This window comes from Actinomyces sp. HMT897 (assembly GCF_016626125.1).
Classification (GTDB): Bacteria; Actinomycetota; Actinomycetes; order Actinomycetales; family Actinomycetaceae; genus Actinomyces.
Window position 1 is genome coordinate 1705409 of the sequence record NZ_CP067336.1, and the last position, 24322, is coordinate 1729730.

General features: G+C 70.9%; 13 protein-coding genes. 8 read left to right on the forward strand and 5 right to left on the reverse strand.

What is annotated here, in order from left to right; all coding sequences use genetic code 11:
* The first annotated feature begins 517 nt into the window (after nt 1–517).
* A complete protein-coding gene (locus JJJ15_RS06810) occupies nt 518–3775 on the forward strand; it encodes a heavy metal translocating P-type ATPase (RefSeq protein ID WP_200510247.1) in 3258 nt (1085 codons plus the stop codon).
* A gap of 431 nt (nt 3776–4206) precedes the next feature.
* Nucleotides 4207–6666, forward strand: coding sequence for a DUF4143 domain-containing protein (locus JJJ15_RS06815; RefSeq protein ID WP_200510248.1), 2460 nt, complete (start codon nt 4207–4209; stop codon nt 6664–6666).
* 109 nt (nt 6667–6775) lie between these two features.
* On the opposite strand, the gene JJJ15_RS06820 is transcribed toward JJJ15_RS06815, so the two are convergent.
* The 4 genes from JJJ15_RS06820 to serC all read right to left on the reverse strand — a co-directional run bounded on the left by JJJ15_RS06820 (nt 6776) and on the right by serC (nt 12161).
* On the reverse strand, nt 6776–8011 hold the full coding sequence (locus JJJ15_RS06820; protein WP_246741946.1) for an ATP-binding protein: 1236 nt from the start codon (nt 8009–8011) through the stop codon (nt 6776–6778).
* A 16-nt stretch (nt 8012–8027) separates the two neighbouring features.
* Nucleotides 8028–9509, reverse strand: a complete 1482-nt coding sequence (locus JJJ15_RS06825; protein ID WP_246741947.1) for an MFS transporter — start codon at nt 9507–9509, stop codon at nt 8028–8030.
* A gap of 169 nt (nt 9510–9678) precedes the next feature.
* Nucleotides 9679–10857, reverse strand: coding sequence for a phosphoglycerate dehydrogenase (locus JJJ15_RS06830; RefSeq protein WP_200510249.1), 1179 nt, complete (start codon nt 10855–10857; stop codon nt 9679–9681).
* 221 nt (nt 10858–11078) lie between these two features.
* The gene (serC, locus tag JJJ15_RS06835; RefSeq protein ID WP_200510250.1) at nt 11079–12161 is read right to left on the reverse strand and encodes a 3-phosphoserine/phosphohydroxythreonine transaminase; all 1083 of its coding nucleotides are present in this window, start codon (nt 12159–12161) and stop codon (nt 11079–11081) included.
* Nucleotides 12162–12699: 538 nt separating this feature from the next.
* On the opposite strand from serC, the gene JJJ15_RS06840 reads away from it, so the two are divergent.
* Both JJJ15_RS06840 and JJJ15_RS06845 read left to right on the forward strand, forming a co-directional pair.
* Complete coding sequence (locus tag JJJ15_RS06840; RefSeq protein ID WP_200510251.1) at nt 12700–13353, forward strand: DUF6318 family protein; 654 nt, start codon at nt 12700–12702, stop codon at nt 13351–13353.
* 299 nt (nt 13354–13652) lie between these two features.
* Nucleotides 13653–14204, forward strand: coding sequence for a zinc transporter (locus tag JJJ15_RS06845; RefSeq protein WP_200510252.1), 552 nt, complete (start codon nt 13653–13655; stop codon nt 14202–14204).
* Nucleotides 14205–14406: 202 nt separating this feature from the next.
* Here the strand turns inward: JJJ15_RS06845 and JJJ15_RS06850 are convergent, their stop codons facing one another.
* Nucleotides 14407–15906 carry a CCA tRNA nucleotidyltransferase gene (locus JJJ15_RS06850; protein ID WP_200510253.1) on the reverse strand — a complete coding sequence of 500 codons (1500 nt, stop codon included), beginning with the start codon at nt 15904–15906 and terminating at the stop codon, nt 14407–14409.
* A gap of 367 nt (nt 15907–16273) precedes the next feature.
* Here JJJ15_RS06850 and JJJ15_RS06855 point away from each other — a divergent pair, with 367 nt between their 5' ends.
* From JJJ15_RS06855 to trxB, 4 genes are all read left to right on the forward strand, one after another.
* Nucleotides 16274–16795: an NUDIX hydrolase gene (locus JJJ15_RS06855; protein ID WP_106110024.1), complete on the forward strand. Its 522-nt coding sequence runs from the start codon at nt 16274–16276 to the stop codon at nt 16793–16795.
* Entirely contained in the window at nt 16792–19167 is a 2376-nt protein-coding gene (locus tag JJJ15_RS06860) for a DUF6049 family protein (RefSeq protein WP_200510254.1), read from the forward strand. Before JJJ15_RS06855 ends, JJJ15_RS06860 begins: the two co-directional genes overlap by 4 nt.
* A gap of 9 nt (nt 19168–19176) precedes the next feature.
* Entirely contained in the window at nt 19177–23277 is a 4101-nt protein-coding gene (locus JJJ15_RS06865) for a lipid II flippase MurJ (RefSeq protein ID WP_348641468.1), read from the forward strand.
* Nucleotides 23278–23382: 105 nt separating this feature from the next.
* A complete protein-coding gene (gene trxB / locus JJJ15_RS06870) occupies nt 23383–24306 on the forward strand; it encodes a thioredoxin-disulfide reductase (RefSeq protein WP_106110025.1) in 924 nt (307 codons plus the stop codon).
* Nucleotides 24307–24322: the final 16 nt, after the last annotated feature.

Genomic DNA, 24322 nt, shown 5'->3' on the forward strand with positions numbered 1-24322 from the left:
GCAGGTGTCTCCACACCGTACGGCCCCGTGGACCCGCCTCCGGCCCCCACCCTCGCGAGCGCCCGCTCGCCGGGGTGGCCCGGCATCGCGGCACCACCCCCACACCCGCCTGCGACGAGCAAGGTAGGGGTACCAGCGACCAGGACACGCTGTAACCACCCCGCGCCCCTGCGGCAGGGCACCCGCAGCAGGCCGCCCATCCGCACCCTCCTGCCGCCCTGGACGAAGTTGCACATTCATTACGGGGTCGGCAGTGGACGGGTGACGTATTTCCAACGTTTTGTCCCTCCGGGAGAGGACCGGGGACAGGATGAATGTGCAACGGCGCCTGCGTTGCACATTCATCCTGGTTCGCAGGCCCCGCACCGACCAGTCGATCCGCATGATTCCGCCATTGTTTGATCGACGATTGTAAAAGAATGTGCAACTCCGTCCGAGGCAGATCAGCTGCTCCGCACCGGTCGCACCTCTGATAGGTGTGACTTATCAGTTATACTCCAAAACCAAGAAGGCACTTATGAGTCCCGTACCCGCTTCCCACCCTGAGGCCTCAGGCCAGCGCGTTATCACCCTCGGCGTGGAGGGCATGACCTGCGCGTCGTGCGTGGCCCGCGTGGAGAAGAAGCTGTCCAAGCTCGACGGGGTGAGCGCCAGCGTCAACCTGGCCACCGAGACCGCCCGAGTGACCGCACCCGCCGGGATCTCGGACGACGACCTGCTGGCGGCGGTCGCCCGCGCCGGCTACACGGCCCGGCTCAAGGGCACCCGCACAAAGGGTCCCCTCGCCGACGCCGGACCCTCCGACCCCAGGACACCCGGCACCCTCCCCGAGACCGCCTCCACCAGAGCGGACAGCACCCGCAGCGGGGTCCTCACCAACGGTACCGGCACCACGTCCGGCACCTCCGCGGGACCAGCGCCACGAGGCCAGGACGCCCCGGCTACCCTCACCACCGCACCGCCTCCAGGGGGCAGTGCCCCCGCAGTCCCAGCACCCGCTAATACCGCCCGTATCACCGACACCCAAGACGCCACCGCACCCGCTGCACGCACCGTGCCAGCGGGCGGAGGGGCCGGGAGCGAGGGACCTGCCATCCCATCCGCCGACGTCGCCGCACGGTCAGACACCGCACCCACCGAGGACGCCGCACCAGCCCCCCAGGCCCCGCACCCCGACCAGGCCCCGCGCCTGGGCGCCTCCCAGGTCGCCCGGGCCGCTGACCTGCGCCTGCGCCTGGTCTACAGCCTCGTCCTGTCCGTACCCGTCATGGTGGTCTCCATGGTCCCGGCCCTCCAGCTGCCCGGCTGGCAGTGGACGGTCGCCCTCATGGCGCTGCCGGTGGCGACCTGGGGCGCCTGGCCCTTCCACCGGGCCGCCGCCCGCGCCCTGCGCCACGGCGCCTTCACCATGGACACGCTCGTGTCCCTGGGAGTGGTCGCCGCCACCGCCTGGAGCCTGTGGGCCCTCATCTGGGGCGGGGCTGGGGAGATCGGCACGCAGATGACCATGGAGCTCCTACCCCGCCACCAGGGGCACGCGGCCCACATGTACTTTGAGTCGGCAGCCTGGGTGACCACCTTCCTGCTGGCAGGCCGCTACGCCGAGGCGCGCGCCCGGTACCGCTCCGGCGACGCCCTGCGCGCCCTGCTGGAGCTCGGCGCCAAGGAGGTCACCCGGGTGCGCCTGACCTCGCCGTCGGGCTCCACCGACGCCGTCGACGTCCTGGACGAGGAGGGCGCTCCCCTGCCTGAGGCCACCCGCACCCAGGAGCGCGTGCCGGTGGACGAGCTGCGTGCCGGGGACCTGTTCTGCGTGCGCCCCGGGGAGAAGGTGGCCACCGACGGGGTCGTGGTCGAGGGACGCAGCGCCGTGGACGCCTCCCTGCTCACCGGCGAGTCCGTACCCGTGGACGTGGGGGTGGGTGACGTCGTCACCGGCGCCACCGTCAACACCTCCGGGGTGCTGCTGGTGCGGGCCACCGCCGTGGGCGAGGGCACCACGCTGGCTCGGATCGGAGCCATGGTCACGGCCGCGCAGGCGGGCAAGGCGCCCGTCCAGCGCCTGGCGGACCGGGTCTCGGGGGTGTTCGTACCGGTGGTGCTGGGACTGTCGGCCCTGACGCTGGCGGGGTGGCTGGTCACCGGGCACAACGCCCAGGCGTCCTTCACGGCGGCGGTGGCGGTCCTGGTCATCGCCTGCCCCTGCGCCCTGGGCCTGGCCACGCCCACCGCCCTGCTCGTGGGCACCGGCCGGGCCGCCCAGCTCGGCGTGGTCATTAAGGGGCCCGAGGTCCTGGAGTCCACGCGCTCCCTGGACACCATGGTCCTGGACAAGACCGGCACCGTCACCACCGGGCGCATGAGCCTGGACGCGGAGGCGTCGGCCAGTGTCCCCTCCGGGGCCGACGGCGCCGCCACCGGTGGGGCCGGGGCCGACGTGCGCACCGACGCCAGCGCCGGGAGCACCGGCAATAACATGAGCGAGGTCAGTGCCCCCACGGACAAGACCGACGCCAGCACCAGCATGCGGGTGGCAGGTACGGGCCCGCTGAGCGAGGCTGACCTGTACCTGGCCGGGGCCCTGGAGGCCGCTAGCGAGCACCCCGTGGCCGCCGCCATCGCCACGGCGGCCCGCGAGCGCCTGGCGGCCACCCCGGCGTCGGGCACCGGGACCCCTGGCGGCCCGCAGCACGCACAGCCCTCGGAGCCCGCCCCGGCAGCACGCTCCGAGGAAGCCGCCCCGGCAGCGGCCAGTACCGACGCAGCCACCCCGCCAGCGGCCAGCACCGGGACCCCCGGCGCCCGGGCCGCAGGAGCCCAGACCGGGGACACGGACACGACGAGCCTTTCCGCCCCCAGCGCCCGGGCCACCGCCCCCGTCCCGCCCCGGCTGGCCGTCGTCACCAACTTCACCAACCACGAGGGCCGGGGCGTGACCGGTGTGGTAGAGGGGCGCACGGTCGCCGTCGGGCGGGCGTCCTGGCTCACCGAGCAGGGCGTGGTGCTGGGTGAGGACCTGGCTGCGGCACTGGAGCGGGCCGAGGAGTCGGGGGCCACCGCCGTCGTCCTGGCCGTGGGCCCCGCCCCCGGGGCCGAGCCCACCCAGCCCGGCCAGAGCTCGGGGACCGTGGGAAGTCCCGGCACCCGTGTCACTCAGACGGGCCAGTGCACTCCGGGCACCCAGCCCGGCCACCAGGTCCTGGACGCCCGCGCCGTGCTGGCGGTGCGCGACACCGTGCGCCCGTCCTCACGCAAGGCCGTCACCGACCTGCGCGAGCTGGGTATCCGCCCCGTGCTCCTGACCGGGGACAACCCCCGGGCGGCGGCGCACGTGGCCGCCCAGGTCGGGATCGCGTCCGCCGACGTGCGCTCCGAGGTCCGCCCCGAGGACAAGCGCGACGTCGTCGCCGCCCTGCAGGCCGAGGGACGCAATGTGGGCGTGGTCGGGGACGGGGTGAACGACGCCGCGGCCCTGGCCCAGGCCAGTACGCAGGGCCTGGGCCTGGCCATGGGGTCGGGGGCGGACGTGGCCATTGAGGCCGCGGACGTCACCCTGGTGCGCACCGACCTGGAGGCGGCCGTGGCGGCGGTGCGGGTGAGCCGGGCGACCCTGCGGATTATCCGACAGAACCTGTTCTGGGCCTTTGCCTACAATGTGGCCGCCATCCCGCTGGCCATGGCCGGACTGCTCAGCCCCATGATCGCGGGAGCCGCCATGGCGTCCTCCAGCGTCATTGTGGTCACCAACTCCCTGCGCCTGCGCCGGGCCGGGTGAACGGTCCCCAGGGGCCCGCCGAAGCCGGTGGCCGCCACCTGCGCCGGGCCGGGTGAGCGGGGCGGAGGACGCGGACTGGCTGCCAGCCCCAGGCTGCGTCCTCACGATCGGCGACCACGCACAGGCGCAGCACCGTGCGTCAGCCCCGGACCGGCTGCGTCCCCGCCCCCGACCACACCAGCCCGCACCGGGCCGAGGGCGGCCAGCTGCCCTCAGGCCACACCACCTCGGCCACACCACCTCGGCCACACCACCTCGGCCACACCACCTCGGCCACACCACCTCGGCCACACCACCTCGGCCACACCACCTCGGCCACACCACCTCGGCCACACCACCTCCGGGAGCCGAATCGGAAAAAACCGACATTGGATGTAGGAAAATTCCTACATCCAATGTCGGTTTCCCAGGCCACGCGGTAGGCTGCCTCTGTGCCGTCACTGCCGTACCATCACCGGGCCCTCGAGCAGGTCTTCGCGGTGCGCGCCTCGCACCAGGTCGCGATTATGGAGGGGCGGCGCGCCGTCGGGAAGTCCAGCCTGGCACGCCACCTCACGGAGGCGGGCACCTACGCCTCGTACCAGTCGCTCACCGACCCGGCGGCGGCAGAACGAGCCCGTCAGGACGCGCTCAGGTGGGTGCGCTCGCTGCGACGCCCGGCCGTCATTGACGAGGCCCAGGTGGTGCCAGCCGTCAGCGTGGCGGTCAAGGAACTGGTTGACACCCTCCCCCAAGGCCACCACTTCCTGCTGACGGGTTCCGCCTCGGTCGGACGAGGCACTATGGAGAGCAGCGACCCCCTGGTCGGGCGGGCGAGCAGACTCACCCTGCACCCGTTCACGCGCCTGGAGCTGGACGGTCCGCCCGACTCCTCCGCCCCGAGCCTGGTAGACGTCCTCTTCGACTCACCCCTGGTACCCGTCCAGGTCCCCTCCGTCCAGGGCCCCGGGCTGCACAGGCTCCTGGAAGCCGGAGGCCTGCCCGCTTTCGCGCTCCCCCGTCTGCCGCGCTCACGTGCCGCCTGGCAGAACCAGGTGCAGACGGACACGCTCGCCATACTCGACGTCCAGGTGCTCCCCACCGAGCCCCTGGACGTCGGCACCGCGCGGGCGGTCCTCGACGCCGTCCTGCGCACGCCCGGAGGACAGATTAACCGTACCCGGATCGGACAGGAGCTTGACCTCGACGCTCGGACCGTGGGCCGCTACCTCGGTATCCTCCAGCGCAGGTTCCTCATGACCCTGCTGCCCAACCTGAAGGGCGGGGTGACCCGGGCAGCCCGGAGAGCACCCAAGGGGCATGCGGTTGACACCTCCAGTACCTGCGAGAGCCTGATCCGCGCAGGACATAATATTGCCAGCTCCTCCGAGCTCACAGGGCAGGTCCTGGAGACCTGGGTAGTAAACCAGCTCCTTGCCGCACAGGGCTGGGCGACGGCTGCTACTGACGCCTTCTACTGGCGGGACAACAGGACCGGGAAGGAGGTCGACCTGGTCCTGGTGGACGGTCGGGGACGCCGGGTAGGCGTCGAGGTGAAACTGGCCTCCAGCATTAGTCTCAAGGACCTGCAGGGGCTGAAGGCGATGCGTAAGGACGGTGGCCTGCACCGGGGTTTCGTCGTCTACACAGGAACCGAGTTCGAGGAGGTTGACGACAGCCTGTGGGCGCTCCCGCTGGCGTGCCTGACCTCCCGTCGGGAGCTGGGCAAGGCGTCTCCGGACCCCGTTCCCGCAAGGTCCCCGACACCGCCCACAGCACTGCTCACGCCAATTGACCACGAAAAGGAAAAAATGACATACGCCTCTTCCGCAGCACCTGTCCCGACGGTGTTCCTGAGCTACGTCCACGCCGACAACGACTACCTTGAAGGCGCACTGGTCAAGTTCGCCGAGGAGGTGGCCAGGACCTGCGACTTCAAAGGTACCCCTATTGATCTCCGTCGCGACGAGAAGTTCCTACAATGGGGTGACAGGTGGAGCGAGAGGCTGCAGGACGAGGTGGAACGCACCACCTTCCTGCTCGCCATGGTCACCACCCGCTACCTCACGTCCAAGGCGTGCCGCAAGGAGTTCCTCCAGTTCAGGGACAAGACCAGGAAAGCGGGATACAACGGTATTCTCACCCTGCTCGTCGACGAACCGGACTGGAACCTGCCCGCCCTGCGTGACGACCCGACGGCACAGGTTATCCACGCCGCTATTGACGAGCACCAGTGGCTTGAACCCAAGACCCCCCTCGAGGACCTGGAGCCTGACAGCCCCCAGTTCCGGAGGGCTGCCCGGGAAATCGGACGCGAGCTGGTCAAGCGCATTAAGGCGAGGAACGCAGAGGGCCCTACCACCTCAACGGACACCAACCCTGCGGAGCCGTCGAGTGCGGATGACGCGGACCCTGGTATCGTTGAGCTACTCGACACCATCCAGGAGAATCACCTGCCTCGTCTCCAGCACGAGACGGACACCCTGGACAAGGCCATGAGCACTTTCGGCTCGGCCATGCACAAGGAGTTCGCACTCGTCCCCCAGGGCTCATTACCCACCCCCACCCAGGTCAAGCGCATTGCCCGAGGACTGGAGCCGAGCCGACAGGCCCTGGAGACAGCGACGTCGTCATTCTCCGAGGCGTGGAGTGCCCTTGACAAGGACGTGAGCGACCTGATCCGTGTCACCGGCGCCGCCGGGGTCGACGAGCTCTCCGACGCGCTGAGGACCTCACTAACGGATCTGGCCGCGTCACTGGAGCTCCCAGGTACTGACGACATGGCCCTACAGCTGAGGGCCTTTGCCGAGTTATCCCGGGCGCTTCGTCCTGTCGCCGAGACAATGACCAGGACCTTGAACATCGTTAATTCGATTAAGCAGTCCGCCAGTATATGGGCCGAGACGCTGTAGCTCATCACCCATCCCAGCGGCCTCACCACCCGTACTACCCCAGGTTCAGTCGCCCTCAGGACCAGGAGCCGCCTCCGGCTGCTACCAGGAGCCCGCCAGCCTGCCTCTCTTACTCCTCTGCCGCGAGCAGCCACTCCACGAGGTTACGGTGCTCGACGCCGTCGCGACTGAGACTGAGGGGGTCGAGGCTGAGGACGAGCTTCGGGTGGTTGTCCGGTACGGCCAGGAGGGCGTCGAACTCACGGCGCCGCGTCCTCTCACTGGCCAGGAGGTAGCTGACCTGGACGTAGAGCACCTGCGTGTCGCGGTGGGCGACGAAGTCGATCTCCAGGTCGCCAGCGCGCCCGATACTGACTGACCACCCCCGGCTCGTGAGCTCGTTGTAGACGATATTCTCCAGGACGAGCTCGATCGCCGTCGAGCCGGACAGGCCCATGGCCTCGCGCAGGCCGTGGTCCACCACGTAGTACTTCTCCTCCACCGCGAGGACCCGCTTGGAGGTGAGGTCATAGCGCGGGACCCGGTTGAGGAGGAACGCCTCGGCGCAGTAGGTGAGGTAGTTGAGCACGGTGTCCACGCTGACACCCCGACGCTCACTGCGCAGGAACCGGCTGAGCGAGCTCGCCGAGAAGGTACGACCGATATTTGCCAGGCAGTAGGTCACGACACGGCGGAAAAGGTCCGCGTCCCTGATCTGGTGGTACTCGATCACGTCGCGGACGAGGGCCGAGTCGTAGACACTGCGTAGGTAGGCTAGTGACGCCTCACGCTCACCGCGGAAGTAGCGCAGGCCGGGGAACCCTCCCAGGGCAAGATAGTCCTGGAAGAGCTCCTGGTCCGACGGCGGCTCCTCTCCCGAGGCACTCAGGCCGAGAAGGCGCAGGGCCTTGTACTCGGCAAAGGCGAGAGGCTGGACACGGGTGGTCACGTACCGGCCAGCAAGGTGGGTGGCGAGGTCACCGGAGAGCATCCGCGAGTTAGAGCCGGTGAGGTAGATATCGCACTCCCAGTCCAGGCGCAGCGCGTTGACGACCCGCTCCCAGCCCGGGACCTGCTGGATCTCGTCGAGGAAGAGGTAGGTGCGTCGGGTGCGGTCGGGCGCTCGGGTGACGAGGTGGTCGAGCAGCTGCTCAGGGGACCGGATTCCCAGGCCGGCGGTGGACTCAAGGTTGAGGTGGACGACCTGGGCCCGGAGGTGGTCCTGGCGGATCTGCTGGGCGAGGAGGTCGAGGACGGTGGACTTCCCGCTGCGTCGCGCCCCGGTGATGACCTTAATGACGGGGACGTCAACGAATGGTGCGATACGGCTGGTGTAACGGGGACGGGGGACGATCTGGTCGGACACGACACCCTCCTGTCGACTACGGTCGATGGAGTCGGCTCAATCGCCGATAGCGTCGACTATAGTCGATGGCTTGGCCGTGCGGGCCCGTTGCCTGCACTCCGGCTCCGGCGTGGGCCCTGGCGTACCGCCACGGCGCCGTGCGGGCCCACCGCACGCCCCACCGGTAGGCCGGCGCCACCACCCACACCGCGACCACAAGGGCCGCCTGGACTCCACGCGACCAGCCGACGTCGGGCATGACAAGGACCGCCACCCCGGCGGCCAGGCACTCGGCGGCGTTGAACAGGACGTCGTAGAGGGAGAAGGCCCGGCCGCGGTAGTCGTCGGAGGTGTCCGTCTGGACGATCGTGTCCACGGCGATCTTGGCGCCCTGCACCCCGACCCCGAAGACGAACAGCCCGGCCACCATGCCCCCACGGGTGTGGCCGGCCACCAGGAGCACCTGCCCCAGGCTGCCTCCCAGCAGGCAGACCACCACCCAGGTGGGTGGGCTGACGCGCTCCTGGGCCAGCGGGGTGAGGACGACGGCCAGGCCGTGCCCGGCAAGCATCGCCCCCATGAGGGTGCCGAAGACGGCCAGGCCCGCGTCGGCGTCGGCGGGGTCGGCGAGGAGGTTGCGGGAGGCCAGGATAGTGGTCACGAGCTCCAGGCCGTAGACGAGCCGGTAGGCGCCCATGACCCCCAGGGCGAGCGCCGGGGTGCGTCGGGACAGCAGGTGCCGGACGGCGTCGGTCAGGTCGCGGACCGTACCCGTGGTACCGGTGCCTGTGGTGCCCGTAGTACCCGTGGTGCCGAGCCCCCGGGCGGCGCCCTCCGGCTCGCTCCGCCGCTCGGCCCCGGCGGTCCCGCCCCCGGTGGACCGCGCCCTGGTGAGCCAGTCGGGGCCCAGGTCGTCGCGGCCCAGGTGGCTCACGACCCCGGCGGAAGCAACGTAGAGCCCCGCGGCGGTCAGGAGGCTGGCGACGTCCTGGGCACCCGCTGGCAGCGTGAGCCGCAGGAGGAGGCCGGTGACCGCCCCGGCGGCCGTGGCCGCCCCACCGAGGGTCGGCACCAGGGAGTTCGCGGTCAGGAGCCGGTCGGCGTCCACCACGTGGGGCAGGCTCGCGGCGAGAGTGGCCAGGAGGAAGCGGTTGACCCCCAGGGCCGCGAGGACCAGGAGGTAGACCACCACCCCGGCGCCCGTGCCCCGTATGACCACGGCCGTGGCGAGAACGAGCCCGGCACGCACGAGGTTCATGGTCATGAGGGTGCTGCGTCGTCGGAAGCGGTCAATGAAGGGACCGGTGAAGGGGCCGACCACGCTGAAGGGCAGGAGCATGACGACCAGGGCGGCGGCGACGTCGCCCGTGCTCGTGGCGTTCTGGGGAGCGAAGAAGAAGAGGGTGACCAGGCCCACCTGGACCATGCCGTCACCGGTCTGGGAGATGAGGCGGGTGGCCAGGAGGATCCGCAGGCCGCGCGAGGCGGCCAGATCCCGCAGGTCGTCTCGCAGTCGCACGCCCCCAGGCTACGCGCCCAGGGCAGTCGTTCGCGGACGCTACTGGCGTAGCGGATACCTACCCCAGGCAGGCGCCCGGGGGCGGATTAGGCAGGACGGCGGGAGGTCCCTCCCAGACCAGGCGGGCAGGGCGCCTGTCTTCCAGGACCTGCTGGAGCAGGCGCCCCTCTCAGACCAGACGGGCGGACAGGACGCCGTTAATCCCGCACAGCTCGTCCAGGAGCCCGGAGGCCACCTCCCCCTCGACGTCCACCAGGGTGACCGCCAGCTCACCGCGGGACTTATTGAGCAGGTTGGCAATATTCTGCCCGTGCTGGGCCACAATGGTGGAGACCTGACCCACCATATTGGGTACGTTGCGGTTGACAATGACAATACGTCGGGTGCCGGGCTCGCGCGACATGACGGCCTCGGGGAAGTTGACCGAGTTGTGCACCTGCCCGTCCTCCAGGAAACCGCGCAGGGAGTCCACCGCCATCACGGCGCAGTTTCGCTCAGCCTCCTTGGTAGAGGCCCCCAGGTGCGGCAGGGAGATGCACCTGGGGTGCTTGTGGACGGCCGTGGAGGGGAAGTCGCACACGTACCCGCCCAGCGTCCCCTCGTCCAGAGCGGCCACGACGGCGGCGGTGTCCACGATCTCAGCACGGGCGAAGTTGAGCAGCACCGCGGTATCCTTCATGAGGGCGATCCGCTGGGTACTCACCAGGCCGCGGGTCGAGTCAATGAGGGGAACGTGCACGGTGAGGATATCGGCCTTGCGGAACACGTCCTCAATGGAGTTGGCGCGCTTGACGTCGGCGGACAGGTGCCAGGCGTGCTCCACGCTAATGGCAGGGTCGTATCCAATGACCTTCAGCCCCAGACCCAGGGAGGCATTAGCCACCTGGACGCCGATGGCCCCCAGACCAATGACCCCCAGGGTACGCCCGGGCAGCTCGAACCCGACGAACTTCTTCTTTCCGGCCTCCACGGCCCGGGCGATGGCGTCGTCGTCACCGGCGAGGGTGTGGGCGAAGCGGGCGGCAGGAATAAGGTGGCGCGAGGCAATGAACAGGCTGGCCAGGACCAGTTCCTTGACGGCATTGGCATTGGCGCCCGGGGTGTTGAACACCGGGATACCGCGCTCGGTCAGGGAGGTCACCGGAATATTATTGGTGCCGGCCCCGGCACGGGCCACCGCGAGCACGGATCCGGGGACCGCGGAGTCGTGGAGGAGGGCGGAGCGCAGCAGCAGGGCGTGCGGATCCTCCACCGATCCGCCGACCTCGTAGCGGTCGTCGGGGAAGCGTGCCAGCCCCTTGCCGGAGATGGCGTTGAGGGTGCGGACACGGAACTGCTTGGAGGTCATGGTAGGTCCTTCTCTTTGAAGACAGTGTTTGTTTGCGGGTAATGGTGAGGCGGACACCCCCTCGCCGGGGCGGCAGACGGGGCCGAGCAGGACGCAGGCAGGGGGTGTCGCATCGCACCCGGTGCCGCGACGGGGCGCCAGGTCCCGCGCGGCCGGGCACCGCAGTACCGGGCCCCATGCCGCCAGGTCCCACGCCGCCGCACCGCGCAGAGCCAGCCAGCTCAGCCGTGGGTGCGCTCGAACTCGGCCATGTAGTCAATAAGGGCCGTCACGCCCTCCATGGGCATGGCGTTGTAGATGGAGGCCCGCATACCTCCCACGGAGCGGTGGCCCTTGAGGTTGGTCAGCCCGGCTGCTAGCGCCCCGGCCAGGAACTCGGCGTCGAGGGCGGGGTCGGCCAGGGTGAAGGGGACGTTCGTCCAGGAGCGCGAGCGCTCCTCAACGGGGTTGGAGTAGAAACCGGAGGAGTCAATGGCCGCGTAGAGGGCGGCGGCCTTGGCCTGGTTGCGCTCCCCCATGGCGGTCAGCCCGCCGGTGTCCTCGATCCAGTGGGCGACGAGTCCCAGGAGGTAGACGGAGAAGGTGGGCGGCGTGTTGAGCATGGAGTTGGCGGCGGCCATCTTCGTGTAGTCCAGGACGCCAGGGGTAATGGTGCGGGCGCGGCCCAGCAGGTCCTCGCGGACAATGACCACGGTCAGCCCCGAGGGACCCATGTTCTTCTGGGCGCCAGCGTAGATGAGACCGAAGCGGCCCACGTCCAGGGGGCGGGAGAGGATCGTGGAGGAGAGGTCCCCCACGAGGGGCACGTCCCCGGCGTCGGGGACATTGGGGAACTCCACCCCGCCAATGGTCTCGTTAGGCGTGTAGTGCAGGTAGCGGGCGGTGGCGGGGACCTCGTAGGAGCCGGGGTCGGGCGTGGTGGTGTAGGAGGAGGCGGACTCGTCGGCGCTCACGACGACGTCGAGGTCGTAGGCACGGGCCTGCTTAATGGCCTTGGTGGACCACTGGCCGGTGTTGAGGTAGGCGACCGTGTCCCCCGCGGTAGTGAGGTTCATGGGGACGGCGGCGAACTGGGCGGTGGCCCCGCCCTGGAGGAACAGGACGCGATAGCTCTCGGGCACGGCGAGGAGTCGGCGCAGGGTGGCCTCGGCGTCGACGGCGCAGGCCACGAAGTCCTTCCCGCGGTGGGAGACCTCCAGGACGCTCATGCCCGAGCCGCCCCAGTCGGTCAGCTCGGAGGCGGCCCGCTCCAGGACGGGCAGGGGTAGCTGGGCGGGGCCTGCGGAGAAGTTGTAGACGCGCATACGGGCATCCTCACCCATTCTCACCTAGTGGGCAATTCAAGTTCAGAGAGCGGAACGGTCTGGCCGTGAGACGACGTCGAGGCGCCGGGCGCAGAAGACCCAGGCGACGGCGCCCGGCGCCAGCACCGATACCACGCCCGAGCAGGAGCACAGTTGAATGTCCGGGTGGGGTGTTGGTGTGCCCAGGTGGGCGCGTCCCGACGGGCTTGGCTGGGTTGCTGCCCGGGGTGTGGCTGGTGGTGGGCTGCTGCCCGGGGTCTGGTGGGGTGTCGGGTCTCTGGGTTGGTGTCGGGGTGGGTGCCGGGTTGGCGGGTCGGCTGGGTGGGGTGTGGGACGTGGGTCCTGGTTTGGGGGGTGTGGGTGTGGGGGTGTCTGGGGTTCTGGTGTGTGGTGGTTGTGGTGTGTGTGCGTGGGTTGGGTGGTGGTGTTATGGTGGTGTGTGTCGTCTGGTTGGCGGTGGGGTTGGTCGTGGTGGCGCTGGTGCCGCCGGGGCCGCCCCTCGTGTTCCTCGTGTTCCTGGGTGTGTGAGGGGGTCGTGATGGTGCGGGTCCGGTCGTGGACGACGCCTGTCCTGGTGGTGGTCATGGTGTCCGTCCTGGTGGGGTGCTCTGGCGGGGCTGGTGCGGGGGCGTCGCCGAGTGTGGATCCCTATGAGGTGGGGGCCAGCGCGATGGCGGCTGCGGCCTCTGCGTCGACCAGTGCGCGGGCCAGTCGTGACGCGGCCCTGGGGCCGGACCTGGCGGCCAGGCGTGAGGCGGCCCTGGCCACACCACCACCGGAGCGGCCCGAGCAGATCAGCGAGAACACCACCGAGGGAGCCGCGACCGCGGCGGCCTACTTCATTGACCTCTACCAGTACGCCTTCGTCACCGGCGACACCAAGGACTTCGCGGCCATGAGCGAGCAGCGGTGCGTCTTCTGCAACAGCGTCATCGACGACGCCAAGAAGATCCACGACAGCGGCGGGTGGGCCGACCCCTGGGACAGCACGGTCACGGCAGTCCGGGTCTACGAGCAGAACCCCGGCTACGACTACATCCATGTAGAGATCGACATGCAGTGGGCGGAGGGAACCTCGTACGACGGAGATGGGACACCGAAGACGACAGACTCCGGAGACTTCACCCTCATTATCGCAATGCGCTACGTAAACGGAAGCTGGGTAGTCGGGGAGTCCGAGGTAAAGAAATGATGGGCACTATCACCTACGCTGCCGTGATCGCGTTTACGCTCCCCGTCACCCTTCCCATGCCAGGCGGGGGAGGATCTGACAGTTCGCCAGCTACAGATATCGGGGGTAGAGCTCAGGGGCAGTCAATCACCTTGTACGGTGACCAGTACACCCGGGTGGATCCGCCCGCTGGGCCGTCCGGATCCGGCTCAGGCGGCTCGGGCTCTTCGGGCCCTGCCGGATCCGGCTCATCCGGGTCCGGTGGCGTGGTGGCGGCGTACTCCGACCCGAGCGGGGGGCGGTTTCCCTCGTGCGAGTTCGTGGGCACGTTCACCCGCTACAAGAGGGGCGGCTTCTTTAAGTGCCGCTTCGACCGCCCCTCCGAGCCCGAGGAGCCCGCGCCGGCAGTGGTGCCGGTGGTGGTCTCGGCCAGGGACGTGGCCTCCCTGATGGTGGACGGGTCGGGCATCACCCGCCAGCCCCCTGGTACCACGGCCCGGGTGGACATGGACCTCATCGCCTACACCGACCCCTCTACCCGCACCCTGTCCACCACCGTGGCCGGGGTGGCCGTGGAGGTGGAGGCCACCCCCACCTCCTACCACTGGGACTGGGGCGACGCCACCACCACGACCACCACCAGCCCCGGCGCCCCCTGGCCCCACCAGACCGTGACCCACCGCTACCACCACCCCCAGACCGGCGTCCACCTCACCCTGACCACCACCTGGACCGCCCGCTACCGCCCCCAGGACGGAACCTGGCACGACGTCCAAGGCACCGTCACAACCACCCAACAGTCTGACACCTTCAACCTAGTAGACACCACAACACACCTCACCGACCACGCAGAACACAAACAAGGACACTAAAACCCAACACCCACCACCACGCGCACCAAACACCGCCCGAGACAGGCGCCGAGCTGGACCCTCAGCGTGACGCACCACCCCCGCACACAATAAGTACCGTTCTCACGACGAACAAGTACCGTTCTCACGGGCAATAAGTACCGTTCTCACGAGAGGGTGCGAGGCAGCACACCAGCGGCCAACCCCACCCCACCGCCCGTACTCACCGACGCGCTGCCCACCAGGAGCGCAGAGCCTGACGAGCCGCCTCAGGACCCACCGGCCCCTTCTCCATACGCAGGTCCAGCAGGAAATGGTAGGCCTCCCCCACTACTGGGCCCGGCTCCAGACCCAGCTCGGCCATAATCTGACCGCCGTCGAGCTCGGGGCGGATGGCGTCAAGCTCCTCCTGCCTGGACAGGGCGGCAATGCGTGCCTCCAGGTCGTCGTAGGCGTGGGAGAGCATGGCGGCCTTGCGCCGGTTGCGGGTGGTCACGTCGGCACGGGTGAGACGGTGCAGACGCTCCAGCAGCGGCCCGGCGTCGGTGACGTAGCGACGCACCGCGGAGTCCGACCAGGCGGCGTCGGCGTAGCCGTGGAAGCGCAGGTGCAGCTCCACCAGGCGGGAGACGTCCTTGACGGTCTGCTTGTCAAAGCGCAGGGCCCGCAGGCGCCTGGCGGCCATGCGCGCCCCCACGTGGTCGTGGCCGTGGAAGGTGACGGTCCCGTCGGGCAGGAACCGGCGTGTGGCGGGCTTTCCGATGTCGTGCAGCAGAGCCGCCAGGCGCAGCACCAGGTCCGGGGCGGGCACGGGGCCCTCGGGCCCGGTCTCCAGGTCCATGGCCTGCTCCAGGACGGTCAGGGTGTGCTCGTAGACGTCCTTGTGACGCCGGTGCTCGTCCACGGTCTCACGCAGGGAGGCCACCTCCGGCAGGACGACGTCAGCCACACCGGTGTGCACCATGAGCTCCAGGCCCCGGCGCGGCCACCGGCTGGTCAGGAGCCGCTCCAGCTCGGCCCGGATCCGTTCGGCGGAGACAATGCCCAGGCGCGGGGCCATCTCCTCCATGGCGTCCATCACGTCCATCTCGACATCGAAGCCCAGCTGGGAGGCGAAGCGCGCGGCCCGCATGATGCGCAACGGGTCGTCGTCGAAGGACTGGACGGCACCCACCGGGGTGCGCAGGACGCCCGCCTCCAGGTCCGCCAGACCCTCGTGGGGGTCCACGAGCTCCAGGTCGGGCAGGCGCAGGGCCATGGCGTTGACGGTGAAGTCGCGGCGGCTCAGGTCCCCGGTCAGGGTGTCGCCGTAGGAGACGGTTGGCTTGCGCGAACCCACCTCGTAGGCCTCGGTGCGGTAGGTGGTCACCTCCACGACCGTCTCGCCCCGGCGTGCGCCAATGGTCCCGAAGTCCTTTCCGACATCCCAGGTGGTGTCGCCCCACTGGGTGAGGATCCTCTCCGTCTCCTCGGGTCGCGCGGAGGTGGTCAGGTCCAGGTCGTGGGGCGCCACCCCCAGGAAGGCGTCCCGGACCGGGCCCCCGACCAGTGCGATCTCGTGCCCGGCGCGCGTGAAGAGGTGCCCCAGGACCGCCAGGGCCACGGGCAGGTGCTCCAGGGCGGCGCGGGCGGTCGCGGTCAGGCCCCGGTCGTCCACCGGGGCGGAGGCAGCCACCCCGGGCTCGACGGCGTCGCGGGGGTTGTCATGCGTGGGCTCAGTCATCAGGGCAAGCCTGCCACGAACCGACCCGGGGGCGCCCCGGGCACGCCCGCGGGCACAGGAGCAGACGCACGCCAAGGCCCCCACAGAGACGCCCATAGCCGCAGCCCGCGGGCACAGGAGCAGACGACCCCCACCCGGGAGCGCGCCCGCGCAGGCGCGCCTGCCAGCCAGACCTACCGGGCACCCACCGGATACAGTGCACAAACGCGCACCTACCTGCTCCAACGACCAGCGGCACGACCCTCCCGCAGCCGGACGCACCCCCGCACCGGGACGGGCCGCATCCCGAGCCGCGCCCCGTCCCCGCAGGCACGTCTCACGGATCGGTCCAGCAGGCCCTTTCCGCCCGACCACCTAGACTGCCTCTATGCCCTCTCACCGCACTCGCTCACCCCGCGCCGCCATACCGGCGCGACACGGCGGTGCGCGAAACCTGCCGGTAGTGGACGAGACCAGTGCCGGCGGGCTCATTGTGGAGGTCCAGGGGGGCCGGGCGGCAGTCGCCGTCATCGCCCGGCGCAACCGGGGCGGACGCCTGGAGTGGTGCCTTCCCAAGGGCCACCTGGAGGGCAGTGAGACCCCCGAGCAGGCAGCGGTTCGCGAGATCGCCGAGGAGACGGGAATCACGGGTCGGGTCCTCAAGCACCTGGCTACTATCGACTACTGGTTCGCCAGCAGCGACCACCGCGTCCACAAGGTGGTCCACCACTTCCTCCTGGAGGCCACGGGTGGGACGCTGACCACCGAGAACGACCCCGACCACGAGGCCGAGGACGTCGCCTGGGTAGACATCGACCAGGTCGCCCGCCGTCTGGCCTACCCCAACGAGCGCCGGATCGTGGCAGCTGCGCGCTCGATCCTCGTCGGTGACAGGAGCACCTCCTCATGACACGGCAGTGGAGTATACGTCGCGCAGCCAGGTTCCTGTGCGGGATCACCGCGAGCCTGGCCCTGGCCCTGGCGCCCTCGGTCTGCTGCGCCGCCCAGCCCGGCCTACCGCCATCACAAGCCCCAGTGACCCAGCCTGGCCTACCGCCGTCGCAGGCCCTGGCCGCCCAGTCCGCCCCCGCCGCGGGCACGGCCCCCTCACAGGCCCCCCTGGTGGAGGGCGAGGTGACCCTCAGAGTGGACGCCCTGGCCCCCGAGGTCCTCACCAAGGGCCAGGACCTGACCGTCAGCGGCACCATTACCAACGGCACCCAGGAGACCCTGGACAGGGCCGCCCTGAGCGTCCAGGTGCAGGACCACACCGAGATCATCACCACCGACCTGGAGTCCTGGCTGGCGGACGAGCGGGAGAGCTCCCTGACCACCTCCCTGACCCAGGACCTGCACGCCCCCGTCCCACCGGGGGCCACCGGCACCTTCAGCGTCACCGTCCCCGCCGCCGACCTGCCCCTGTCCAGCACCCGGGAGTGGGGGCCCCGCGGCGTCCAGGTCAGCCTGGCCCAGGGCGCCACCACCGTGGCCAAGGACCGCAGCCTGCTCATCTGGTCCAGCGACGCCACCCCGAGCAGGGCCACGGGCGTGACCACCGTCATACCGGTCACCGCCTCGCCCTCCGAGCTCATCGCCCTGAGCACCGTCGCCCTGTCTCCCCCCGCCTCCACCGAGTTCAGCACCCAGCCCGCCGACTCGGCCACCGTCCTGCCCGCCCAGGATCCCGCCCCGGCGCCCTCAGGGGTGACGACCACCGTGGAGCGGCTGCGCCAGCGGGTGCTGGGGCTGCTGGCGCTGGCGGGCGACGGCGTCGTCCTGGCCGTGGACCCGGCGCTCCTGAAGGCCCTGGGTGTCCCGGCCACACCGCCCCCGGGAAGCGGGCAGGCCACGGCCTCACCCACCCCCGCGGAGACCCCCTCCGCCGAGCCCTCCCCCACGACGTCCGCATCCACGACGCCCTCCCCCAGCTCCACAGCCACCTCCACGGCCTCCCCCGGGGCCAAGTACGCCTTCCCCGCGACCGACCCCCTGACGGCGGCGCTGACCAAGGCCGTGTCCGCCGGGGAGGTGATCGCCCTGCCCTGGAACGACGCCGACGTCCCAGCCCTGGCGCACCTGGGGGAGACGGATCTCATTAGCTCGGCGTTGGAGCGCTCCGCCTCCTCCCAGACGGTCGCCGCCGGGGCGGCCACGGACACCGCCTGGGTGGAGGATCTGGACAGCCAGACCCTGAGCGCGCTGCCCGCCTCCACCACCACCCTCATCGCCCCGGCGTCGGCGGCCCCGGTGGCCGAGGACCTGACCTACACCCCGAGTGGGACGACCCTCATTGACGACCGCGTGGTCCTCCTGTCCGACCCCAGCCTGTCCCAGGCGCTGGCCTCCACCTTGAGCACCGGCAGCTCCCGGTCCCCGCTGTGCGAGCTGGACTCCCGCCAGCTCCTGCGCGGCCTGTCCGCCATTATCACCCGCCAGGCCCCGGCCCTGAACCGGAACCTGGTCGTCACCCTGGGTCGGGGGGCCGCCACGAACCCCCAGGCCCTGGGACGGCGCCTGGAGGCGCTCATGGGCAACAGCTGGTCCGAGCCCCGGACCCTGTCCAGGATCGTGTCCGACACCCGCGCCAGCCAGAACCTGGTGGAGCGTCAGGACCTGGCGCAGCAGTCCGTGTCCCAGACCGAGCTCAGCACCAGCGAGCTGGAGCAGGCACGTGATGTAGAGCATACGCTGGGCTCGATCGTGGGGGTGCTGGCCTCACCGACCACCCAGCTGGAGGGGGTCACCCAGGTCGTCTCGACCGTGACCTCCACGGTCTGGCGCGACGACCCCTCCGGACGCCAGAGGGCCCTGACCGCCGACCACCAGGTGGGCACGCGGATCACCCAGTCCCTGGGCGCGGCGCCGTCGAGCACCATTAACCTCATTGCCCAGAGCGCGGACGTGCCGGTGCGGATCACCTCGTCCCTCAACCAGGCGGCCACGGTCCAGGTGCGCATCTTCTCCTCCTCCACCAGGCTCCAGCCCCTCAAGCCGGTCACCATCACGGTCCCGGCCCGCGGCGGGGCGGTGGCCTCCCTGCCGGTGAGCGCCGTGGGCAGCGGTGACGTGAACCTGACCATCCACATCCTGGCCCCAGACGGTACCGTGGTGGGTACACCCGCCATCCTGCACATGCGGGTACGGGCGAACTGGGAGAGCAGAGGCGTGCGCGTGGGCGCCTCGGCCCTGGTTATCCTGCTCGTCGTCGGCGTCGTGCGGACCATCCGCAGCGGACGCCGTCAAGGGCCCCGGTCTGCCGCGGCCCCCCACCCGGCCACATGAGGAGGCAGCGTGAGCCGCACCCCCCAGAACTCACTCGCCCGGTCCAGCGCGGTCATGTTCGCGGGAACCCTGACCAGCCGGATCCTCGGGTTCGTGCGCAACGCGCTGCTGGCGGTGGCCCTGGGCGCCACCGCCTCCGGGGCGGCGGACGCCTTCAACACCGCCAACGCCCTGCCCACCCAGCTCTACAACCTGCTCATTGGCGGCATCCTCAACGCCGTCCTGGTGCCGCAGATCGTACGGGCCCTGCGGCAGAAGAACGGCGACGAGCTGGTCAACCGGCTCCTGACCGCCGCGGGGACCCTCATACTGGCCGTCACCGTCCTGCTGACCATAGCCGCCCCGCTGGTCATTATGGTCTACGCCTCGGGGCTGGAGGCCTGGCTGCCGGTGGCCTACGGGTTCGCCTTCTGGTGCATGCCCCAGATCTTCTTCTACGGCCTGTACGCCCTGTGGGGGCAGGTGCTCAACGCCCGCTCCAGCTTCGGGCCGTACATGTGGTCCCCGGTCCTGAACAACATTATCTCCATCGCCTCCCTGCTGGCCTACATGCAGATCTACCAGTCCTACCAGGGCAGCGAGACCCCGGCCGACTGGGGCGTGGCCAGGATCGCCCTGGTGGCGGGCACCGCCACCCTGGGGATCGTCATCCAGGCCGTGGTGCTCTACCTGCCCCTGCGCCGTATCGGCTTCAGGCCCCGGGTCGTCTTCGGGGTCAGGGGGATCGGCCTGGGGCAGACCTCCAAGGTGGCCTCCTGGGCGCTGCTGGGCGTGTTCATCGCCTCCCTGGGTGACTGGGCGACGACGAACCTCGGCTCCCTGGCCGTGACCGCCGCCAGGGAGCCCGCGTACGCCGGGGTGGTCGTGCCCTCCACCACCATGTACGCCAACGCCCTCCTGGTCTACATGCTCCCCCAGTCCCTGGTGACCACCTCCATTATCACCGCCCTGTTCACCCGCATGAGCGAGAAGGCCGCTGCCGGGGACGGGGAGGGGGTCCGTGACGACCTGTCCCTGGGGCTGCGCTCGGTGGCCGTGTTCACCATGCTGGCCAGCGCCGGGATCGTGGTGCTGTCCGCCCAGGCCCTGCAGGCCTTCGTGCCCTCGATCTCCACCGCCGAGGCCGTGGGCTCGGCACCGGTCCTCATCGCCCTGGCCCTGGGGATCGTGCCCCAGGGGGTGTGGTTCACGACCCAGCGGGTCATGCTCGCCTACGCCGACACCAAGCGGCTGCTCCTGGCCGACCTGGTGGCCGGCGTCACCCCGGTCGTGGCCTGCGTGGTGGCCTACTTCCTGGCCCCGGCCAACCTCTGGATGGTGGGGGCCGCCGTCGGCTCCTCCCTGGGGCTGGTCGCCGCCTCGGCCGCCATCGTCCCGCTCATGCGCCGCCACATCCCCTCCCTGGACGGCCGCCGGGTCCTGAGCACCTACCTGCGCCTGGGCATGGCCGCGCTGGGAGCGGCGGCGGCGGGCACGGGCGTGCGCCTGCTGCTGGGGCCGGCCGACGGCTCCATGACGGGCACCCGCGCCCTGGACGCCCTGGTGCAGATCGCCGTGGTCGCCACGGTCATGACCGTGGTGTACCTGGCGGTCGGCCGCGTCCTGCGGGTGAGTGAGCTCAGCCTCCTGTTCACGCGCCTGGCCCGGATCCTGGCGCTCCTGGGCCGCCTGCTGCCCGGCGCCCTGGGCGCCGCGGTGCTACGGGCCTCCCAGGCCCTGGATCCGACGACGTCGGCGCCCACTTCGCAGGGGCCGGTAGCCAGCGCGGACGGAGCAGCCGGGGTGACCGCGGCTGGCGTAGCCGCGGACGGGGCGAGGGCAGGCGGGACGGCCGCGCACGCCGGGGCCCTGCCCGGTGGGGCCCGGCAGGCCGCGGGTGGGGCGGCCACCGGTGTCCTGCAGGCCACCGGGGCCCCACAGGCCGCAGGGGTCCCACAGGGAGAGGCCTCGTTGCCGCCCCGCACGAGGTCGGCGGTAGCGCCGTCAGGAACCCGGAGGACCGGAGCGACCCGTACCACCGGGCACTCCGTCAGCGCCCCGACGGGCTCGCTGCCCCCCAGCATCCCGGTGCGCCCCGGCGCCCCCACGACCCCCGGGCCCTCCGAGGGTCACCCACCGGCACAGCCGGCTGTGGCGTCGCCCTATGCTGTCGGTAACACTGCGGTACGACGCCCCTCTGAGGTTACGATGGGATCACAGTCAGCGCGCCACCAAGCAAAGAGGAGGGCCCGCATGAGCACCATGACTCCACTGGGTTCCGGGCGCTACGCACTCGGGGAGGCTCTCCCCGCCACCTTGCCACGGATCGTGCGCCACCTGGGCGTGGACACGATCCTGGACCGCGACGTCATGATCCTGACGCTGACGGACGCCACCCCCCACCGGGCCGAGGTCCTGGAGGCGGCCGCCCGCGCGGTCCTCATCACCGACTCACGGGTCCAGCGCGTCTACGACGTGGAGGAGGGATCCGTCACCTTCATTGTCACCGAGCCGCCCGAGGGCGTCAGCCTGGCCGAGCTGGTGCGCCGGGGCGTCAACCCCGCCCAGGCCCGCACCATTATCGGGGAGGTCGCCAGCGCCCTGGAGTCGGCCTCCCGCCGCGGCCTGCACCACCTGGGTCTGGGCCCGGACTCGGTGCGTCTGCGCCGCCACGGCCAGGTCCAGGTCCTCGGGCTGGGGGTCGACGCCGCCGTCCTGGGCCGCGAGGGGGGCGTGAACTTCGACCCCCTGGCCGCCGACCGGACCGACGCCAAGGGCCTGGTCAGCCTCCTGTACTACCTGCTGACCAAGCGGTGGCCCGGAAAGCGCTCGGGGATCCCCTCGGTCCCCATGGGCGCGAGCGGACCGGTACCGCCCTCGCGCCTGGACCCTGACTGGGACCCGTCCGACCGTGACCTGGAGGCCCTTATCGCCCGGACCTGGGGCGGTCACCCGCCGCTGTCGGCAGCGGAGGTCGCCCGGTCCCTGGGGCGGTGGGACTCCCGTTCCCTGCTGCCGCTCCTGCCCGCCCCGGACCCGGAGCCGGCCGCCCCGCAGGACCGGCCGGCCGAGTCCTTCCTGGCCACCACCAAGGCCGTGGCCCTGGAGGCGGCCTCACGCTACGGCGACCCGGTCCCGGTCCCTCCGCGCCAGCCGGCCCCCGCCCAGGGCGACGCCCAGGCCCCCCAGGCCCCCCAGGGCGCGGGCACCCAGACCCAGGGCGCCGCCCCGCAGGCGCCCGCCACCGCGCCCCCGGAGCAGCTGCCGGCCCAGATCCCACCCCGGACCCGCCCGGCGGTGGAGACCCCGTACTCCAACCCGGTGCCGCCGTCGATCCCCCCGAGCGCGCCGCCGGCCCAGCCCGAGCCCGTCGCCGCCCCGCCCTCCCGGCCCGCCGACGGCAGGAACCCCACGCAGACGTGGTCGGCCTCCCAGGCCCGTGGGGCCGCCGTGGCCGCGACCCCGGAGCGGGTCGAGGACGACGAGGAGAGCTCCCGGTCGGTGAGCCGCACCTCCACGGTGGTCCTCGTCTCCCTGGTGGCGCTGGTCCTCGTGGGCGCGTTCTTCGCGGTGAGCAACCTCCTCCAGCTCGCCGGCGTGCGACTGACCGACGACGACGTCCCGGCGGCCAAGACCGTCCCCAGCACCTCGACGTCGAGCACGCAGGCGCCCGCCACCACCAGCAGCAGCGACGACAGCACCAAGCCGACGCCCTCCTCGGCGCCGGTCAAGGTCGCGGGGGCCAAGAGCCTGAGCGGGGACCACCCCGAGCTGGAGAGCCGCCTGACTGACGGCGACACCTCCAAGGAGTGGTTCTCCCAGTGGCACCGGGACCCGGGCATGGACGGGGGGACCAAGTCCCTGGCCGTGACCCTGGAGCAGAAGGCGACCGTCTCGGGCATCGACATCCAGGGCACCGGGGCGGGCGGCCACGTCCAGATCCGGGCCACCAGCCCCGACGACCCCGAGGGCGGCACCCTCCTGGCGGAGGGCGAGTTCACCCAGGGCACCACCACCTTCAACTTCCAGAAGCCCACCGAGACCACCACGGTGGTCCTGCTGGTCACCCGGCTGCCCAAGTCCTCCGACGGCGAGAACAAGCTCACTATTACGGAGATCACGCTCCGATAGGAGGATCCGTAGGAATCGCCGTCATCTGCCGGAGGTTGTGTCCATGTCCTGCCGGGCCCGCGAGGCCGGGCAGGCGGTCAGCACCTGCGCACCCTCAGGAGAGTCATGATCCACGACGTCGTCATCGTCGGCTCCGGCCCGGCTGGCTACACGGCCGCGATCTACGCCGCCCGCGCCGGGCTGGACCCCCTGGTGCTGGCCGGCTCGGTCACCGCCGGCGGCGCCCTCATGAGCACCACCGAGGTGGAGAACTACCCGGGGTTCGTCGAGGGGATCCAGGGCCCTGAGCTCATGGGCCGGATGCAGGAGCAGGCCGAGCGCCTGGGTGCCGAGATCCGCTACGAGGACGTCACCGGCCTGGAGCTGGTCGGTGAGGTCAAGCGCGTCACCACCGACGACGGCGTCCACGAGGCCCGCACCGTCATCGTCGCCACCGGCAGCGAGTACCGCAGGCTCGGCGTGGAGGGGGAGGACCGCCTCTCGGGGCACGGGGTGTCCTACTGCGCCACCTGTGACGGCTTCTTCTTCAGGGACCGGCCGATCGTGGTGGTGGGCGGCGGGGACGCGGCCATGGAGGAGGCCCTGTTCCTGGCCCGTTTCGGCTCCTCGGTCACGGTGGTGCACCGCCGCGACGCCCTGCGCGCCTCCGCCGCCATGGCCCGGCGCGCCCTGGACGACCCCCGGATCACCTTCGCCTGGAACTCCCGGGTGGTGGGCCTGGGCGGGCAGGAGGCCCTGGAGTCGGTCACCCTGGAGGACACGCTCACCGGGCAGCGCCGCCAGATCCCGGCCGCCGGCCTGTTCGTGGCCATCGGCCAGATCCCCCGCACCGAGCTTGTCAGGGACGTCCTGGAGCTGGACGACGCCGGCTACGTCCGCGTCGAGGCCCCCAGCCAGCGCACCAACGTCCCCGGGGTCTTCGCCTGCGGCGACGTGGCCGACCCCCACTACCAGCAGGCGATCACGGCAGCGGGATCCGGGTGCCGGGCCGCCCTGGACGCCGAACACTACCTGGCCGACCACGCCTGAGCCGTACCCCACCCGC